At 67.8% G+C, this 17,648-nt stretch carries 14 protein-coding genes and 1 tRNA gene; 11 read left to right on the plus strand and 4 right to left on the minus strand.

The window, feature by feature from the left end; all coding sequences use genetic code 11:
- Positions 1 to 57: 57 nt before the first annotated feature.
- The gene (locus tag RM812_RS07570; protein ID WP_311571631.1) at positions 58 to 1,089 is read right to left on the minus strand and encodes an adenosine deaminase; all 1,032 of its coding nucleotides are present in this window, start codon (positions 1,087 to 1,089) and stop codon (positions 58 to 60) included.
- Between the two features lie 123 nt (positions 1,090 to 1,212).
- On the minus strand, positions 1,213 to 2,439 hold the full coding sequence (locus RM812_RS07575) for a pyridoxal phosphate-dependent aminotransferase (RefSeq protein ID WP_311571632.1): 1,227 nt from the start codon (positions 2,437 to 2,439) through the stop codon (positions 1,213 to 1,215).
- Between the two features lie 315 nt (positions 2,440 to 2,754).
- On the opposite strand from RM812_RS07575, the gene RM812_RS07580 reads away from it, so the two are divergent.
- The 11 genes from RM812_RS07580 to RM812_RS07630 all read left to right on the plus strand — a co-directional run bounded on the left by RM812_RS07580 (position 2,755) and on the right by RM812_RS07630 (position 17,025).
- A tRNA-Trp gene (locus RM812_RS07580) sits at positions 2,755 to 2,827 on the plus strand.
- Positions 2,828 to 2,935: 108 nt separating this feature from the next.
- The gene (gene secE, locus RM812_RS07585; RefSeq protein WP_311571633.1) at positions 2,936 to 3,223 is read left to right on the plus strand and encodes a preprotein translocase subunit SecE; all 288 of its coding nucleotides are present in this window, start codon (positions 2,936 to 2,938) and stop codon (positions 3,221 to 3,223) included.
- A gap of 80 nt (positions 3,224 to 3,303) precedes the next feature.
- On the plus strand, positions 3,304 to 4,206 hold the full coding sequence (nusG, locus tag RM812_RS07590; RefSeq protein ID WP_311571634.1) for a transcription termination/antitermination protein NusG: 903 nt from the start codon (positions 3,304 to 3,306) through the stop codon (positions 4,204 to 4,206).
- Positions 4,207 to 4,374: 168 nt separating this feature from the next.
- Positions 4,375 to 4,809, plus strand: coding sequence for a 50S ribosomal protein L11 (rplK, locus tag RM812_RS07595; RefSeq protein WP_006130605.1), 435 nt, complete (start codon positions 4,375 to 4,377; stop codon positions 4,807 to 4,809).
- 80 nt (positions 4,810 to 4,889) lie between these two features.
- The gene (gene rplA, locus RM812_RS07600; RefSeq protein ID WP_311571635.1) at positions 4,890 to 5,615 is read left to right on the plus strand and encodes a 50S ribosomal protein L1; all 726 of its coding nucleotides are present in this window, start codon (positions 4,890 to 4,892) and stop codon (positions 5,613 to 5,615) included.
- A 159-nt stretch (positions 5,616 to 5,774) separates the two neighbouring features.
- Complete coding sequence (locus RM812_RS07605) at positions 5,775 to 6,578, plus strand: hypothetical protein (protein WP_311571636.1); 804 nt, start codon at positions 5,775 to 5,777, stop codon at positions 6,576 to 6,578.
- A gap of 127 nt (positions 6,579 to 6,705) precedes the next feature.
- Positions 6,706 to 7,554, plus strand: a complete 849-nt coding sequence (locus RM812_RS07610) for a LolA-like protein (protein ID WP_311571637.1) — start codon at positions 6,706 to 6,708, stop codon at positions 7,552 to 7,554.
- A gap of 351 nt (positions 7,555 to 7,905) precedes the next feature.
- Positions 7,906 to 8,436, plus strand: a complete 531-nt coding sequence (gene rplJ, locus RM812_RS07615) for a 50S ribosomal protein L10 (RefSeq protein WP_311571638.1) — start codon at positions 7,906 to 7,908, stop codon at positions 8,434 to 8,436.
- A 123-nt stretch (positions 8,437 to 8,559) separates the two neighbouring features.
- On the plus strand, positions 8,560 to 8,943 hold the full coding sequence (gene rplL, locus RM812_RS07620) for a 50S ribosomal protein L7/L12 (protein WP_311571639.1): 384 nt from the start codon (positions 8,560 to 8,562) through the stop codon (positions 8,941 to 8,943).
- Positions 8,944 to 9,541: 598 nt separating this feature from the next.
- A complete protein-coding gene (gene rpoB / locus RM812_RS07625; RefSeq protein WP_311571640.1) occupies positions 9,542 to 13,027 on the plus strand; it encodes a DNA-directed RNA polymerase subunit beta in 3,486 nt (1,161 codons plus the stop codon).
- A 98-nt stretch (positions 13,028 to 13,125) separates the two neighbouring features.
- A complete protein-coding gene (locus RM812_RS07630) occupies positions 13,126 to 17,025 on the plus strand; it encodes a DNA-directed RNA polymerase subunit beta' (RefSeq protein WP_311571641.1) in 3,900 nt (1,299 codons plus the stop codon).
- A gap of 88 nt (positions 17,026 to 17,113) precedes the next feature.
- On the opposite strand, the gene RM812_RS07635 is transcribed toward RM812_RS07630, so the two are convergent.
- Positions 17,114 to 17,374, minus strand: coding sequence for a hypothetical protein (locus tag RM812_RS07635; protein ID WP_311571642.1), 261 nt, complete (start codon positions 17,372 to 17,374; stop codon positions 17,114 to 17,116).
- Positions 17,361 to 17,642 carry a hypothetical protein gene (locus RM812_RS07640; RefSeq protein WP_311571643.1) on the minus strand — a complete coding sequence of 94 codons (282 nt, stop codon included), beginning with the start codon at positions 17,640 to 17,642 and terminating at the stop codon, positions 17,361 to 17,363. Before RM812_RS07640 ends, RM812_RS07635 begins: the two co-directional genes overlap by 14 nt.
- Positions 17,643 to 17,648 lie beyond the last annotated feature (6 nt).

Here is a 17,648-nt window from a genome sequence, read left to right on the forward strand (position 1 = left end):
CCCCCCCCCCCCCCCCCCCCCCCCCCCCCCCCCGACCCACCTCACCACCGAACCCGCCTACGCGGCCAGCCAGTCGTCCACCCCGGCCAGCAGCTTCCGCTTCACCGCCTCCGGCGCAGCCGCCCCCCGCACCGACTGACGGGCCAGTTCCGCCAGCTCCGCGTCCGTGAACCCGTGGTGCTGCCGCGCGATCTCGTACTGCGCCGCCAGCCGCGCCCCGAACAGCAGAGGATCGTCCGCGCCGAGCGCCATCGGCACCCCCGCCTCGAACAGCGTCCGCAGCGGCACGTCTTCCGGCTTCTCGTAGACGCCCAGCGCGACGTTGGACGCCGGACACACCTCGCACGTCACCTGCCGGTCGGCAAGCCGCTTCAGCAGCCGCGGATCCTCCGCCGCCCGCACCCCGTGCCCGATCCGGTCGGCCTCCAGGTCGTCGAGACAGTCCCGCACCGACATCGGCCCGGTCAGTTCACCCCCGTGCGGCGCGGACAGCAGCCCCCCGTCCCGCGCGATCGCGAACGCCCGGTCGAAGTCCCGGGCCATGCCGCGCCGCTCGTCGTTCGAGAGCCCGAACCCGACCACACCCCGGTCCGCGTACCGCACCGCGAGACGGGCCAGCGTGCGCGCGTCCAGCGGATGCTTCATCCGGTTCGCGGCGACCAGCAACCGCATCCCGATCCCGGTGTCCCGCACGGTCGTTTCCACCGCGTCCAGGATGATCTCCAGCGCCGGAATCAGCCCACCCAGCCGCGGCGCGTACGACGTCGGGTCCACCTGGATCTCCAGCCACCCCGACCCGTCCCGCAGGTCCTCCTCCGCGGCCTCCCGGACCAGCCGCTGGATGTCCTCAGGATCCTGGAGGCACGAGCGCGCCGCGTCGTACAGCCGCTGGAAGCGGAACCAGCCGCGCTCGTCCGTCGCCCGCAGCTCCGGCGACTCCCCCCGGCTCAGCGCCTCGGTCAGCGTCTCGGGCAGACGCACACCGTGCTTGTCGGCCAGTTCCAGCAGGGTCGCGGGCCGCATCGACCCGGTGAAGTGCAGGTGCAGATGGGCCTTCGGCAGTTCAGAGACATCACGTACACGCTCCATTCCGTGATCCTGCCGCACGCCACGCCCGCCCCGGTAGCAGTTTCCCCGTACGTGGTCTTGCTCGCACAAACAAACAGAGCACCCCGTGACGTCACGGGGTGCTCTGTGGGAAGCGGGGGGAGGTCAGTCCCGCGCCTCCGCCAGCAGCTTCTGGATCCGGCTCACGCCCTCGACGAGGTCCTCGTCCCCGAGCGCGTACGAAAGCCGCAGGTAACCGGGAGTGCCGAACGCCTCGCCGGGCACCACCGCGACCTCGGCCTCCTCCAGGATCAGCGCGGCCAGCTCGACCGAGTCCTGCGGACGCTTGCCGCGGATCTCCTTGCCGAGCAGTGCCTTCACCGACGGGTAGGCGTAGAACGCGCCCTTGGGCTCCGGGCAGAGCACGCCGTCGATCTCGTTGAGCATCCGCACGATGGTCTGACGGCGCCGGTCGAAGGCCTCCCGCATCTTCGCCACGGCGTCCAGGTCGCCGGAGACCGCGGCCAGCGCCGCCGCCTGGGCCACGTTGGACACGTTGGACGTGGCGTGCGACTGGAGGTTCGTCGCGGCCTTGACGACGTCCTTCGGGCCGATGACCCACCCGACCCGCCAGCCGGTCATCGCGTACGTCTTCGCGACACCGTTGACCACGATGCACTTGTCGCGCAGCTCGGGCAGCAGCGCCGGCATGGACACCGCGAAGGCGTCACCGTAGACGAGATGCTCGTAGATCTCGTCGGTCAGCACCCACAGGCCGTGCTCGACGGCCCACTGGCCGATCGCCTCGGTCTCGGCCTCGCTGTACACGGAGCCCGTCGGGTTCGACGGCGACACGAAGAGGACGACCTTCGTCTTCTCCGTGCGGGCCGCCTCCAGCTGCTCCACGCTGACCCGGTAACCGGACGTCTCGTCGGCGACGACCTCGACGGGGACACCGCCGGCCAGCCGGATCGACTCGGGGTACGTCGTCCAGTACGGCGCCGGGACGATGACCTCGTCGCCCGGGTCGAGGATCGCGGCGAACGCCTCGTAGATCGCCTGCTTGCCGCCGTTGGTGACCAGGATCTGCGACGGGTCGACCTCGTAGCCGGAGTCGCGCAGCGTCTTGGCGGCGATCGCGGCCTTCAGCTCCGGCAGACCGCCGGCCGGCGTGTAGCGGTGGAACTTCGGGTTCTTGCAGGCCTCGATGGCGGCCTCGACGATGTACTCCGGCGTCGGGAAGTCGGGTTCACCGGCGCCGAAGCCGATCACCGGGCGCCCGGCGGCCTTGAGTGCCTTGGCCTTGGCGTCCACGGCGAGGGTGGCGGACTCGGAGATCGCGCCGACTCGGGCGGAGACCCGGCGCTCGGTGGGAGGGGTTGCAGGGCTCATGGGCCCATCGTTCCAGACCGGAAACTTCCGTGGCACACGGGTTTCACGGACTGAACAGACCGAACGGGGCAGGGCGCACGCCTGAACGCCCGCCTGAACGCCAGTCCGGATCCACCCGCGACACCAGTTCGGATCCACCCCCCGGGGCAGGGCGATCTTCGGCCAGGACGGCCCAGGAAGACGCCCGTGCGTCTTTTCTGTTCGACGCCCGGCCCGTGAGCACGTACACTCTCACCTCGTTGGCCTTCAGCGGCCCGCGCTCACTCGGTGCACACCAAGCATCCGGGCGGATGCGGTACGTTGGGGGGCACACAAAGGGTCGTAGCTCAATTGGTAGAGCACTGGTCTCCAAAACCAGCGGTTGGGGGTTCAAGTCCCTCCGGCCCTGCTACACACACCATCGCCAGGATGTGTGCGCATGTACGTACAGCAATGCACCGCCGTGCGGCTCAAACCGGGCGCGGCACGGCCACGACCCGGAATCAGGTGAGGACGAGTGACGGACGCCGTGGGCTCCATCGACATGCCTGATGCCCAGGACGAGGCGCCGGACTCCAAGAAGAAGGCCCGCAAGGGCGGCAAGCGCGCCAAGAAGGGCCCGCTGAAGCGCCTCGCGCTCTTCTACCGCCAGATCGTCGCGGAGCTTCGCAAGGTTGTCTGGCCCAGCCGTAACCAGCTGACGACGTACACCGCCGTGGTGATCATCTTCGTGGTCATCATGATCGGCCTGGTGACCCTGATTGACTATGGCTTCAGTCACGCGGCCAAGTACGTCTTCGGCTGAGTCGAGAGCGAAGGGCGCCGAGGTACCCGGCGCCCCTTTCGCGTGTTCCACCCCTATGTATCCAGGAAGAAGCAGCCACCGTGTCTGACCCGAACGTGAACGACGCCATCGAGCCGGTCGAGTCCGTCGAGGACGAGCTCGGCACCGTCGAGGGCGCCGACAACGAGGACACCGAGGCCTCCGCCGAGGCCGAGGCTGCCGACGACGTCGTCGTCGCGGACGCGGACGAGACCGCCGAGGCCCAGGACGAGACCGACGCGGACGAGACCGAAGACGACGAGTCCGACGAGGACGAGTCCGACGAGGCCCAGGACGAGGACGAGACCGCCGAGTCGGCGGACGAGGCCGCGGAGCCCGAGCCCGAGCTCGACCCGGTCGAGAAGCTCCGCCAGGAGCTGCGTGTCCTCCCCGGCGAGTGGTACGTGATCCACACCTACGCCGGTTACGAGAACCGCGTGAAGACCAATCTCGAGCAGCGCGCCGTCTCGCTGAACGTCGAGGACTACATCTTCCAGGCCGAGGTGCCGCAGGAAGAGGTCGTCCAGATCAAGAACGGCGACCGCAAGACGATCCGGCAGAACAAGCTGCCCGGCTACGTCCTGGTCCGCATGGACCTGACCAACGAGTCCTGGGGCGTCGTCCGCAACACCCCCGGCGTCACCGGCTTCGTCGGCAACGCCTACGACCCGTACCCGCTGACGCTGGACGAGATCGTCAAGATGCTCGCCCCCGAGGCCGAGGAGAAGGCCGCCCGCGAGGCAGCCGAGGCCGAGGGCAAGCCGGCGCCGCAGCGCAAGGTCGAGGTCCAGGTCCTGGACTTCGAGGTCGGCGACTCGGTCACCGTCACCGACGGCCCGTTCGCGACGCTGCAGGCCACGATCAACGAGATCAACGCCGACTCGAAGAAGGTCAAGGGCCTCGTCGAGATCTTCGGCCGCGAGACCCCGGTCGAGCTGAGCTTCGACCAGATCCAGAAGAACTAGCCTTCTTCGGACGTACCGCTTCCGAGCAGGTCAGACGAACGCTCGCGCGTTGTCTGACCTGCTCGGTTTTTGGCCGCGCATCCATACCCGTTATCGTTGTGCGGTATGCCTGTGTCCGGGTAGCTCCCGAACCCAGGCAGGACCCGAATCGAAAGGACCCGGAGAGCTATGCCTCCCAAGAAGAAGAAGGTCACGGGGCTCATCAAGCTCCAGATCCAGGCCGGTGCCGCGAACCCGGCTCCGCCGGTCGGCCCCGCGCTGGGTCAGCACGGCGTCAACATCATGGAGTTCTGCAAGGCCTACAACGCCGCGACCGAGTCGCAGCGCGGTTGGGTCATCCCGGTGGAGATCACGGTCTACGAGGACCGCTCCTTCACCTTCATCACCAAGACGCCGCCGGCCGCCAAGATGATCCTCAAGGCCGCGGGCGTGGAGAAGGGCTCCGGCGAGCCGCACAAGACCAAGGTCGCGAAGATCACGCGTGACCAGGTCCGTGAGATCGCCACCACCAAGATGCCCGACCTCAACGCCAACGACCTGGACGCCGCCGAGAAGATCATCGCCGGCACCGCGCGTTCCATGGGCGTCACGGTCGAGGGCTGACCTCCACCTCCGTAACCAAGCAGTAGTGGTAGGGCCTGCTCGGCCCGGACCACAACTCCTCAGAAGCCACAGGAGCAGTAGTGAGCAAGCGCAGCAAGTCTCTCCGCGCTGCGGACGCCAAGATCGACCGGGAGAAGCTCTACGCCCCGCTCGAGGCCGTCCGTCTCGCCAAGGAGACCTCCACGTCCAAGTTCGACGGCACCGTCGAGGTCGCCTTCCGTCTGGGTGTCGACCCGCGCAAGGCCGACCAGATGGTCCGTGGCACCGTGAACCTCCCGCACGGCACCGGTAAGACCGCCCGGGTCCTGGTCTTCGCGACCGGCGACCGTGCCGAGGCCGCGCGTGCCGCGGGCGCCGACATCGTCGGCGCCGACGAACTGATCGACGAGGTGTCGAAGGGCCGTCTGGACTTCGACGCCGTCGTCGCCACCCCGGACCTCATGGGCAAGGTCGGCCGCCTCGGCCGCGTGCTCGGTCCCCGTGGTCTCATGCCGAACCCCAAGACCGGCACCGTGACCCCGGACGTCGCCAAGGCTGTCAACGACATCAAGGGCGGCAAGATCGAGTTCCGCGTCGACAAGCACTCGAACCTGCACTTCATCATCGGCAAGACGTCGTTCGACGACACCAAGCTGGTGGAGAACTACGGCGCGGCGCTGGAGGAGATCCTCCGTCTGAAGCCGTCCGCCGCCAAGGGCCGCTACATCCGGAAGGCCGCCATCAGCACCACGATGGGCCCCGGCATTCCGCTCGACTCCAACCGCACCCGCAACCTCCTCGTCGAGGAGGACCCGGCCGCTGTCTGAGCCGACGGCTCGCCCAACCGGTTCACGGGCCCCGCACCTTCCGAGGTGCGGGGCCCGTTCCCCTTTTCCCGCAGGTGTTTCCCCGCAGGTGTTTCCCCGTACAGGTGCCCGTGCCCTGCGTTAGCGTGCGGGCACGGGACTCGCACGGGGGTGGGATGAATGACGCGCACGACGGCACGCCGTACGGTCGTCTCGATCGCGGTGACGGCCGCGCTGGCCTGCGTCACCGCCTGCACCGCCTCGGACGGGCCCTCCGACGACCCCGTCGGCTCGCCTTCCCTCACCGGCCCGTCGGCCGAGTCCCTGCGGTCCGTGGAGCGGGCCGTCGGACGGGCGGGTTCCGCCCGGGTCGAGTCCACGACCGTCATGGGCCGCGAGCTGTCCCTGGACGCCGCCGGCGCCCTCGGCTGGAGCGACGGCCTCACCGGAACCCTGACGATCACGTACACGGGCGGCACGACCGCCGAGACGATGCGCCGGCTCGGCACCACCACCATGGAGGCCCGGTACCTGCCCGACGCCTACTACGCCAGGATGGGCGACACGTTCGCCGACCGGGTGGGCGGCAGGCACTGGATCAAGTACGTCTACGCCGACCTGGAGGACCTCGGCGGCGGCGCGGGCGCCGGTTTCGCGGACCAGATGCGCAACACCACGCCCCACCAGGCGGTGCAGCGGCTGCTGGCCTCCGACGACGTACGCAAGGTCGGCGCGGAGACGACCCGCGGCCGGCGCACCACGCACTGGACCGGCACGGTGGGCGGCGCCACCGCCCAGACCGTCGACGTCTGGGTCGACGACCGCGACCTGCTGGTCAAGAAGGTCGAGCGAGGGCGGACGGAGACCGGGGAGCTGACCCAGACCGCGTACTACAGCGACTACGGCGTCGCCGTGACCGCCGAGCGCCCCCCGGCCGCCGACACGGCGGACTTCAAGGAGCTGCTGGCGGCGCCGGGCTCCTGACGCCTCTGACGCTCCTGGCCGGGGTCCCCGGACCACATAAACCGCAAGATCATTCGAACTGCTTCGGATACGCTCGCGTCCTGCTGTGCAGAGGCAGTCTCTTTTCCGTGTTCCGTGGGGGGAATCCATGAAGACGTCCGTACGTGTGCCCGTGGGTGCCGGGCTGGCCGCGCTGTTGCTCGCCGCGGGCGCGGTGGGCTGTTCCAAGGAGGACGGGGCCGACGAGTCCCCGAAGATGACGCCGGCGGCGGCCGTCGCCAAGGCGGCGAAGAACACGGAGGAGATCGACTCCCTCCGCTACCGCATGACCGGCAGGGCCCCCGAGGAGGGGCGGGTCGAGGCCGAGGCCGAGATGCAGCTCAAGCCCACGGTCGCGATGAGCATGAAGATGACGGCGCTCGACCAGGGCCCCGACGCGACGGCGGAGATCCGGCTGGTCGGCAAGGCCATGTACATCGGGGGCGGCGCCGAGGCCGCCAAGGAGATGGACGGCAAGAGCTGGATGAAGCTCGACCTGTCCGCGATGGGTGCCGGCGAGGAGCTGAACCAGCTGGGCGGCGCCTCCCAGGCCGACAAGAACCCGGCGACCGAGTCCACCTTCCTCACCGGGGCCAAGGACGTGGAGGAGGTCGGCACCGAGACCGTCGACGGTGTGAAGACCACCCACTACAAGGGCACGGTCACCCTCGCCGACCTGGAGAAGTCGCTCCAGGACGAGGACCGGGCCACTCGGGAGAAGCGCCGGAAGAGCCTCGAACAGTACGAGAAGATGGGCGTCGACAAGCTCACCATGGACATGTGGGTCGACGGCGAGGACCACACCAAGCAGTTCCGCATGCGCGGCGACGCCGACAAGGGCCCGCTGGACATGACCATCACCTTCCTCGGCCTCAACGAGCCCGTGAAGGTCACGGCCCCGCCCGCCGGGGAAACCGTCGACCTGGCCGAGATGATGAAGGAGTCCCAGCAGGGCTGAATCCGGCAGGGCTGGATCCGGCAGGGCTGGATCCGGCAGGGCCGAACCGGCGCGGCCGAGTCGCCGTACGGGCGGATTTGCTTGACACCGCCCCGTTCACGTACGCTCTCCCAGAAGCCAAAGACCGCTGGTCGTTGCCGTTGCGCTCGCGAGAGGGCACGGTGGCCGAAGGATCCGCTGAACTGCGGACGACCCGCGTAGGTGACAGTGGATGAGCTCCCGGAGCCCGCGCCCCGTGCGTGTGACGACGGTCGAGCCACGCCCCGTGCGCCTGCGCCGGGGCGTTTCGTTTTCCCCAGTCCTCCTTCGGGTCCGCGCGGTCCGAATCACCCGGAAGGAGGCCGAGGCTCTATGGCGACGCCCGACAAGGCTGCCGCGGTTGCCGAGCTGACGGACAAGTTCCGCAGCTCCAACGCCGCAGTGCTGACCGAGTACCGCGGTCTCACCGTGGCGCAGCTCAAGACGCTGCGCCGGTCGCTCGGTGAGAACGCCCAGTACGCCGTGGTGAAGAACACGCTGACCAAGATTGCGGCCAACGAGGCCGGGATCACGACGCTGGACGACCAGTTCAATGGTCCGACGGCTGTCGCCTTCATCACCGGTGACCCGGTGGAGTCGGCGAAGGGTCTGCGCGACTTCGCCAAGGACAACCCGAACCTCGTCATCAAGGGCGGTGTCCTTGAAGGCAAGGCGCTGTCCGCCGACGAGATCAAGAAGCTTGCGGACCTCGAGTCCCGCGAGGTTCTGCTCTCCAAGCTGGCGGGTGCCTTCAAGGGCAAGCAGTCTCAGGCTGCTCAGCTCTTCCAGGCGCTTCCCTCGAAGCTCGTCCGCACCGTGGACGCGCTCCGTGCCAAGCAGGACGAGCAGGGCGGTGCCGAGTAACTCGGCTCGCTTTCCGATCCTCGCCGCATGAACCGCATGAGGTGAGGGTCGATGCGGGCCCGACGTACGCCCGCCTCACCCCGTACATCCGGCACCTGCCGAATTAGTGGAAGGACCGCCATCATGGCGAAGCTCAGCCAGGACGACCTGCTCGCCCAGTTCGAGGAGATGACCCTCATCGAGCTCTCCGAGTTCGTGAAGGCCTTCGAGGAGAAGTTCGACGTCACCGCCGCCGCCGCGGTCGCCGTTGCCGGCCCCGCCGCCCCCGGCGCCCCGGTCGAGGCCGAGGCCGAGCAGGACGAGTTCGACGTCATCCTGACCGGCGCCGGCGAGAAGAAGATCCAGGTCATCAAGGTCGTGCGCGAGCTGACCTCCCTGGGTCTGAAGGAGGCCAAGGACCTCGTCGACGGCACCCCGAAGCCGGTCCTGGAGAAGGTCAACAAGGAGCAGGCCGAGAAGGCCGCCGAGTCCCTCAAGGGCGCCGGCGCCTCGGTCGAGGTCAAGTAAGACCTCACGGGCCCCACGGATCCGTAAGGATTCCGTAAGGACCTGTAACGCCTCAGCGCTGAAGAGCGATCATCCATCCGGGTGGTCGCTCTTCGGTGTATCCGGGGTCCGGCGGCGGCTGCCTTGCACGCGTGACGGCGGGGAGTATGGTGATCTTCGTCGTGCCGTCACCGGGGCGCTGAGAGCCCTCTGGTGACAACCGGTTCGGCCAAGGGGGGCCTTGACGAACCGCACGCGGCGCGCAATTCTCAGGGCGTCGTCACAAGGATCCGAATCCGAGGCATGGATCCGCGACGAAGAGGGCAGTATCAACGTGCGTTGAGGGCTAGGCCTTGCCGCAGGTGGTGAGAACAACGAGGAGCGAACACGGTCCGCGAGAACGGCACTGGACATCAGTGTGCCAAGTGGCTACACTGACCCTTTGCGCTGCCTGTTAGCTGCCCCCTGCCCGTCACCAGGGGTCTGCCCTCGCCCGAGCACCGACGACCAGAGCACGCCCGATCTGGCTCTTCAGCCACATCAGGCACCACCTGTCTTCGTGCACGGAAGAGGGGCCGGTACGCGCGTAGTGAGTCCGAGCCCTCGGAAGGACCCCCTCTTGGCCGCCTCGCGCAATGCCTCGACCGCGAATACGAACAACGCTGCCAGCACCGCCCCGCTGCGCATCTCCTTTGCAAAGATCAAGGAGCCCCTCGAGGTTCCGAACCTTCTCGCGCTGCAAACCGAGAGCTTCGACTGGCTGCTCGGCAACGACGCGTGGAAGGCTCGCGTCGAGTCGGCTCTGGAGTCCGGTCAGGACGTCCCCACCAAGTCCGGTCTGGAGGAGATCTTCGAGGAGATCTCGCCGATCGAGGACTTCTCCGGGTCGATGTCGCTGACGTTCCGCGACCACCGTTTCGAGCCCCCCAAGAACAGCATCGACGAGTGCAAGGACCGCGACTTCACGTACGCGGCCCCGCTCTTCGTCACCGCCGAGTTCACCAACAACGAGACCGGCGAGATCAAGTCCCAGACGGTCTTCATGGGCGACTTCCCGCTCATGACCAACAAGGGCACCTTCGTCATCAACGGCACCGAGCGTGTCGTGGTGTCCCAGCTGGTCCGTTCGCCGGGTGTCTACTTCGACTCCTCCATCGACAAGACGTCCGACAAGGACATCTTCTCCGCCAAGATCATCCCGTCCCGGGGTGCCTGGCTGGAGATGGAGATCGACAAGCGCGACATGGTCGGTGTGCGCATCGACCGCAAGCGCAAGCAGTCCGTGACCGTCCTGCTCAAGGCCCTCGGTTGGACGACCGAGCAGATCCTCGAGGAGTTCGGCGAGTACGAGTCCATGCGCGCCACCCTGGAGAAGGACCACACCCAGGGCCAGGACGACGCGCTGCTCGACATCTACCGCAAGCTGCGTCCGGGCGAGCCGCCCACCCGTGAGGCCGCGCAGACGCTGCTCGAGAACCTCTACTTCAACCCCAAGCGCTACGACCTCGCCAAGGTCGGCCGCTACAAGGTCAACAAGAAGCTCGGCGCCGACGAGCCCCTGGACGCCGGCGTCCTCACCACCGACGACATCATCGCCACGATCAAGTACCTGGTGAAGCTGCACGCCGGTGAGACCGAGACGGTCGGCGAGTCGGGCCGGGAGATCGTCGTCGAGACCGACGACATCGACCACTTCGGCAACCGCCGCATCCGCAACGTCGGCGAGCTGATCCAGAACCAGGTCCGTACGGGTCTCGCCCGTATGGAGCGCGTCGTGCGCGAGCGCATGACCACCCAGGACGTCGAGGCGATCACGCCGCAGACCCTGATCAACATCCGGCCGGTCGTCGCCTCCATCAAGGAGTTCTTCGGCACCAGCCAGCTGTCCCAGTTCATGGACCAGAACAACCCGCTGTCGGGGCTGACGCACAAGCGTCGTCTGAACGCCCTCGGCCCGGGTGGTCTCTCCCGTGAGCGGGCCGGCTTCGAGGTCCGTGACGTCCACCCGTCGCACTACGGCCGCATGTGCCCGATCGAGACGCCGGAAGGCCCGAACATCGGTCTGATCGGCTCGCTCGCCTCCTACGGGCGGATCAACCCGTTCGGCTTCATCGAGACGCCGTACCGCAAGGTCGTCGAGGGCCAGGTCACCGACGAGGTGGACTACCTGACCGCCGACGAGGAGGACCGCTTCGTCATCGCGCAGGCCAACGCCACGCTCAACGACGACATGCGGTTCACCGAGGCCCGCGTCCTGGTCCGCCGCCGTGGCGGCGAGGTCGACTACGTCCCCGGTGACGACGTCGACTACATGGACGTCTCGCCGCGCCAGATGGTGTCGGTCGCGACCGCCATGATCCCGTTCCTCGAGCACGACGACGCCAACCGTGCCCTCATGGGCGCGAACATGATGCGTCAGGCCGTGCCGCTCATCAAGAGCGAGTCCCCGCTCGTCGGCACCGGCATGGAGTACCGCTCCGCGGTCGACGCCGGCGACGTGGTCAAGGCCGAGAAGGCGGGTGTGGTCCAGGAGGTCTCCGCGGACTACATCACCACCACCAACGACGACGGCACGTACATCACGTACCGCCTGGCCAAGTTCTCCCGGTCCAACCAGGGAACCTCGGTCAACCAGAAGGTCATCGTCAGCGAGGGCGACCGGATCATCGAGGGCCAGGTCCTGGCCGACGGTCCGGCCACCGAGAACGGCGAGATGGCGCTCGGCAAGAACCTGCTGGTCGCCTTCATGCCGTGGGAGGGTCACAACTACGAGGACGCGATCATCCTGTCGCAGCGCCTCGTGCAGGACGACGTCCTCTCCTCGATCCACATCGAGGAGCACGAGGTCGACGCCCGTGACACCAAGCTCGGCCCCGAGGAGATCACCCGGGACATCCCGAACGTCTCCGAGGAGGTCCTCGCCGACCTCGACGAGCGCGGCATCATCCGCATCGGTGCCGAGGTCGTCGCCGGCGACATCCTCGTCGGCAAGGTCACGCCCAAGGGTGAGACCGAGCTGACGCCCGAGGAGCGCCTGCTGCGCGCGATCTTCGGTGAGAAGGCCCGTGAGGTCCGTGACACCTCGCTGAAGGTCCCGCACGGCGAGATCGGCAAGGTCATCGGCGTCCGCGTCTTCGACCGCGAGGAGGGCGACGAGCTTCCCCCCGGTGTCAACCAGCTGGTGCGCGTCTACGTCGCGCAGAAGCGCAAGATCACCGACGGTGACAAGCTCGCCGGCCGTCACGGCAACAAGGGTGTCATCTCCAAGATCAACCCGATCGAGGACATGCCGTTCCTCGAGGACGGCACCCCGGTCGACATCATCCTGAACCCGCTGGGTGTCCCGTCCCGAATGAACCCGGGACAGGTCCTGGAGATCCACCTCGGCTGGCTCGCCAGCCGCGGCTGGGACGTCTCCGGCCTCGCGGAGGAGTGGGCGCAGCGGCTCCAGGCCATCGGCGCCGACAAGGTCGAGCCCGGCACCAACGTCGCCACCCCGGTCTTCGACGGTGCGCGTGAGGACGAGCTCGCGGGTCTGCTCCAGCACACCATCCCGAACCGGGACGGCGAGCGCATGGTGCTCCCGACCGGTAAGGCGCGGCTGTTCGACGGCCGTAGCGGTGAGCCGTTCCCGGACCCGATCTCGGTCGGCTACATGTACATCCTCAAGCTGCACCACCTGGTCGACGACAAGCTGCACGCCCGGTCGACCGGCCCGTACTCGATGATCACCCAGCAGCCGCTGGGTGGTAAGGCCCAGTTCGGTGGCCAGCGCTTCGGTGAGATGGAGGTGTGGGCGCTGGAGGCTTACGGCGCCGCGTACGCCCTCCAGGAGCTGCTGACCATCAAGTCCGACGACGTGACCGGCCGCGTGAAGGTCTACGAGGCCATCGTCAAGGGCGAGAACATCCCTGAGCCCGGCATCCCCGAGTCCTTCAAGGTGCTCATCAAGGAGATGCAGTCCCTGTGCCTCAACGTGGAGGTGCTGTCCTCGGACGGCATGTCCATCGAGATGCGTGACACCGACGAGGACGTCTTCCGCGCAGCGGAGGAGCTCGGCATCGACCTGTCCCGGCGCGAGCCGAGCAGCGTCGAAGAGGTCTGACGGGAGTTTCGGCAGGCCTTGAGCGATCAAGGCCTGCCGGCCCCAGGACCCCCGTTTCAGACCCCAAGACTTACAACCCTGAGAGGGATTGACGCATAGTGCTCGACGTCAACTTCTTCGACGAGCTCCGGATCGGTCTGGCCACCGCTGACGACATCCGTCAGTGGAGCCACGGCGAGGTCAAGAAGCCCGAGACCATCAACTACCGCACCCTCAAGCCCGAGAAGGACGGACTCTTCTGCGAGAAGATCTTCGGTCCGACCCGGGACTGGGAGTGCTACTGCGGCAAGTACAAGCGCGTCCGCTTCAAGGGCATCATCTGTGAGCGCTGTGGCGTCGAGGTCACGCGCGCCAAGGTGCGCCGTGAGCGGATGGGCCACATCGAGCTTGCCGCTCCCGTCACCCACATCTGGTACTTCAAGGGCGTCCCGTCGCGGCTGGGCTACCTGCTCGACCTCGCCCCGAAGGACCTGGAGAAGGTCATCTACTTCGCGGCGTACATGATCACGTACGTCGACGAGGAGCGCCGCACCCGCGACCTGCCCTCGCTGGAGGCCCACGTCTCCGTCGAGCGCCAGCAGATCGAGCAGCGCCGCGACGCCGACCTGGAGGCCCGGGCCAAGAAGCTCGAGACCGACCTGGCCGAGCTGGAGGCCGAGGGCGCCAAGGCCGACGTGCGCCGCAAGGTGCGCGAGGGTGCCGAGCGTGAGATGAAGCAGCTGCGCGATCGCGCGCAGCGCGAGATCGACCGCCTCGACGAGGTGTGGAACCGGTTCAAGAACCTCAAGGTCCAGGACCTCGAGGGCGACGAGCTGCTCTACCGCGAGCTGCGCGACCGCTTCGGCACCTACTTCGACGGCTCGATGGGCGCCGCCGCGCTGCAGAAGCGCCTGGAGTCCTTCGACCTCGACGAGGAGGCCGAGCGCCTCCGCGAGATCATCCGTACCGGCAAGGGCCAGAAGAAGACCCGTGCGCTCAAGCGCCTCAAGGTCGTCTCCGCGTTCCTGCAGACCAGCAACAGCCCCAAGGGCATGGTGCTGGACTGCGTGCCGGTCATCCCGCCGGACCTGCGTCCGATGGTGCAGCTGGACGGTGGCCGCTTCGCGACCTCCGACCTGAACGACCTGTACCGCCGCGTGATCAACCGCAACAACCGCCTGAAGCGGCTTCTCGACCTCGGCGCGCCCGAGATCATCGTGAACAACGAGAAGCGCATGCTCCAGGAGGCCGTCGACGCGCTCTTCGACAACGGCCGTCGTGGTCGCCCGGTCACGGGCCCCGGCAACCGTCCGCTGAAGTCGCTGTCCGACATGCTCAAGGGCAAGCAGGGCCGCTTCCGTCAGAACCTGCTCGGCAAGCGAGTCGACTACTCGGCGCGTTCCGTGATCGTCGTCGGCCCGCAGCTGAAGCTGCACCAGTGCGGTCTGCCCAAGGCCATGGCGCTGGAGCTCTTCAAGCCGTTCGTGATGAAGCGCCTGGTCGACCTGAACCACGCGCAGAACATCAAGAGCGCCAAGCGCATGGTCGAGCGCGGCCGCACGGTCGTGTACGACGTGCTGGAAGAGGTCATCGCGGAGCACCCGGTTCTGCTGAACCGTGCGCCCACGCTGCACCGCCTCGGCATCCAGGCCTTCGAGCCGCAGCTGGTCGAGGGCAAGGCCATCCAGATCCACCCGCTCGTCTGCACCGCGTTCAACGCGGACTTCGACGGTGACCAGATGGCCGTGCACCTGCCGCTGTCCGCGGAGGCGCAGGCCGAGGCCCGCATCCTGATGCTGTCCTCGAACAACATCCTCAAGCCGGCCGACGGCCGTCCGGTGACGATGCCGACCCAGGACATGGTCCTCGGTCTGTTCTTCCTCACCACCGACGGCGAGGGCCGCGACCTCAAGGGTGAGGGCCGTGCCTTCGGGTCCGCCGCCGAGGCGATCATGGCGTTCGACGCGGGCGACCTGTCGCTCCAGTCGAAGGTCGACATCCGCTTCCCGGTGGGCACCATCCCGCCCCGCGGCTGGGAGCCCCCGGCGCGCGAGGAGGGCGAGCCGGAGTGGCAGCAGGGTGACACCTTCACCCTGCGCACCACGCTGGGCCGCGCGCTCTTCAACGAGCTGCTGCCCGAGGACTACCCGTTCGTCGACTACGAGGTCGGCAAGAAGCAGCTCTCGGAGATCGTCAACGACCTCGCCGAGCGCTACCCGAAGGTCATCGTGGCGGCGACGCTCGACAACCTGAAGGCGTCCGGCTTCTTCTGGGCCACCCGTTCCGGCGTCACCGTGGCCATCTCCGACGTCGTCGTTCCCGAGGCGAAGAAGGAGATCGTCAAGGGCTACGAGGCTCAGGACGAGAAGGTCCAGAAGCAGTACGAGCGCGGTCTGATCACCAAGGACGAGCGCACGCAGGAGCTCATCGCGATCTGGACCAAGGCGACCAACGAGGTCGCCGAGGCGATGAACGACAACTTCCCGAAGACCAACCCGATCTTCATGATGGTGAACTCGGGCGCACGAGGCAACATGATGCAGATGCGTCAGATCGCCGGTATGCGTGGTCTGGTGTCGAACGCGAAGAACGAGACGATCCCGCGTCCGATCAAGGCGTCGTTCCGTGAGGGCCTGTCCGTGCTGGAGTACTTCATCTCCACGCACGGTGCCCGTAAGGGTCTGGCGGACACCGCTCTGCGTACCGCCGACTCGGGTTACCTCACGCGTCGTCTGGTCGACGTCTCCCAGGACGTCATCATCCGCGAGGAGGACTGCGGCACCGAGCGCGGTCTGCGGCTGCGGATCGCCGAGCGCGGCGAGGACGGTGTCCTGCGCAAGACGGACGACGTCGAGACCAGCGTGTACGCCCGCATGCTCGCCGAGGACGTCGTCATCGACGGCAAGGTGATCGCGCCGGCCAACGTCGACCTCGGTGACGTGCTCATCGACCAGCTGGTGCACCACGGTGTCGAGGAGGTCAAGACCCGTTCGATCCTGACCTGCGAGTCCCAGGTCGGCACCTGCGCCATGTGCTACGGCCGCTCGCTGGCCACCGGCAAGCTGGTCGACATCGGTGAGGCGGTCGGCATCATCGCCGCCCAGTCCATCGGTGAGCCCGGTACCCAGCTGACGATGCGTACCTTCCACACCGGTGGTGTGGCCGGTGACGACATCACCCAGGGTCTGCCGCGTGTCGTCGAGCTCTTCGAGGCCCGTACCCCGAAGGGTGTCGCCCCGATCTCCGAGGCCTCCGGCCGCGTCCGGATCGAGGAGACCGAGAAGACCAAGAAGATCGTCGTCACCCCGGACGACGGCAGCGACGAGACGGCGTTCCCGATCTCGAAGCGTGCCCGTCTGCTGGTCGGCGAGGGCGATCACGTCGAGGTGGGCCAGAAGCTCACCGTGGGTGCCACCAACCCGCACGACGTGCTGCGCATCCTGGGTCAGCGTGCCGTCCAGGTCCACCTGGTCGGCGAGGTCCAGAAGGTCTACAACTCGCAGGGCGTGTCGATCCACGACAAGCACATCGAGATCATCATCCGGCAGATGCTGCGCCGTGTGACGATCATCGAGTCCGGCGACGCCGAGCTGCTGCCCGGCGAGCTGGTCGAGCGCACGAAGTTCGAGACCGAGAACCGTCGTGTGGTCCAGGAGGGCGGTCACCCGGCCTCCGGTCGTCCGCAGCTGATGGGTATCACCAAGGCCTCGCTGGCGACCGAGTCGTGGCTGTCGGCGGCGTCCTTCCAGGAGACGACCAGGGTCCTCACGGACGCGGCGATCAACGCCAAGTCCGACTCCCTGATCGGCCTCAAGGAGAACGTCATCATCGGTAAGCTCATCCCGGCCGGTACGGGCCTGTCCCGCTACCGCAACATCCGGGTCGAGCCGACCGAGGAGGCCAAGGCCGCGATGTACTCGGCCGTCGGCTACGACGACATCGACTACTCGCCGTTCGGCACGGGCTCCGGCCAGGCCGTTCCGCTGGAGGACTACGACTACGGTCCGTACAACCAGTAAGCGAGTCGCCTGATACGGCTGCTACGACCGAAGGGCGGTCACCCCGTGGGGTGGCCGCCCTTCGGCGTGTGCGGCGCCGGCGGCGCGGTCAGCGCATGACCTCCCACAGGGCGACGGCGACGCCCACGGTCGCGGTGAGCGCGCCGATGCTCGCCAGCGGCCAGCGGGAGCGTTCCAGCGTGTCGAGGCGGGCCTCGTGGTCCGCGAGCTGCTTGTCGGTCTGGTCGCTGCGCTGCACCAGCAGGGCGAGCTGGCCGTCGGCCCGGGCGAAGCCGGCTTCCAGGCTGCCGCGCAGGCGTTCCAGCTCCAGGGCCACGGCGACCGGGTTGTTCGGGTCAGCCTCGGTCATGGGCGGCTCCCGACGGTTTCGAACCCGACGGTTCTGTTCCCGCTGGTTCGGCCCCCGGCGGCAGAGTGCGCAGCCACCCCGGGAGCAGCGTCTGCACGGCGGGCACGGCCATCACCCGCGTCAGCGCCCCCGAGACGGCCAGGGCCCCGGCGATCCAGGGCAGGGTCGCCGGGAGTCCGGCCGCGTCGACAAGCGCGGGCAGGAGCAGGGCAAGGGAGACGGCGGTCTGCAGGACGGTGCGGGCGGTACGCCTGGCGGCGTCGGACATGGCAGG

This window comes from Streptomyces lancefieldiae (genome assembly GCF_031845825.1).
Lineage (GTDB): Bacteria > Actinomycetota > Actinomycetes > Streptomycetales > Streptomycetaceae > Streptomyces > Streptomyces lancefieldiae.

What these genes read in the sequence shown, in the direction of transcription:
- RM812_RS07570 (WP_311571631.1), bottom strand. Translation starts at nt 1,089, where the DNA reads ATGGAGCGTGTACGTGATGTCTCTGAACTGCCGAAGGCCCATCTGCAC.
- RM812_RS07575 (WP_311571632.1), bottom strand. Translation starts at nt 2,439, where the DNA reads ATGAGCCCTGCAACCCCTCCCACCGAGCGCCGGGTCTCCGCCCGAGTC.
- rplK (WP_006130605.1), top strand. Translation starts at nt 4,375, where the DNA reads ATGCCTCCCAAGAAGAAGAAGGTCACGGGGCTCATCAAGCTCCAGATC.
- RM812_RS07605 (WP_311571636.1), top strand. Translation starts at nt 5,775, where the DNA reads ATGACGCGCACGACGGCACGCCGTACGGTCGTCTCGATCGCGGTGACG.
- RM812_RS07610 (WP_311571637.1), top strand. Translation starts at nt 6,706, where the DNA reads ATGAAGACGTCCGTACGTGTGCCCGTGGGTGCCGGGCTGGCCGCGCTG.
- rplJ (WP_311571638.1), top strand. Translation starts at nt 7,906, where the DNA reads ATGGCGACGCCCGACAAGGCTGCCGCGGTTGCCGAGCTGACGGACAAG.
- rplL (WP_311571639.1), top strand. Translation starts at nt 8,560, where the DNA reads ATGGCGAAGCTCAGCCAGGACGACCTGCTCGCCCAGTTCGAGGAGATG.
- RM812_RS07635 (WP_311571642.1), bottom strand. Translation starts at nt 17,374, where the DNA reads ATGACCGAGGCTGACCCGAACAACCCGGTCGCCGTGGCCCTGGAGCTG.
- RM812_RS07640 (WP_311571643.1), bottom strand. Translation starts at nt 17,642, where the DNA reads ATGTCCGACGCCGCCAGGCGTACCGCCCGCACCGTCCTGCAGACCGCC.